Raw genomic sequence first — 268 nt, 5'->3', positions numbered from 1 at the left:
CTGCATTTGGCGAAAAAAGGCTATACAAGGAGCCTTGTCCATCGGTTTTCAGCAGACTCGGGAGCACATATCTCACGAGGGAAGAAGTGCGGATTTTTTCTGGCGGGTCGTACAGGCTTTCCTGCAAGAAGCCTGACAGCGGACCAGACTTCGCGAGTGCGGAAATCACGGCTTTGCAAATGGAAATCGTCGATGCCGGATTAATAAGCGCTTCCACTTCCTGGCGGAGATCTGCCTTAACTCCCGTCTGAGTGTTGTTGATGCTAAG

1 protein-coding gene is annotated in these 268 nt (G+C 51.5%); it reads right to left on the bottom strand.

Going from position 1 to position 268, the window contains the following annotated elements; translation table 11 throughout:
- The coding region (locus tag SB679_RS24535) for a hypothetical protein (protein WP_410704881.1) at window positions 1-268 on the bottom strand (268 nt) is incomplete at both ends.

It is taken from the genome of Chryseobacterium sp. SIMBA_029 (assembly GCF_046535275.1).
Lineage (GTDB): Bacteria > Bacteroidota > Bacteroidia > Flavobacteriales > Weeksellaceae > Chryseobacterium.
This window is presented reverse-complemented; position numbering and strand designations above follow the sequence as displayed.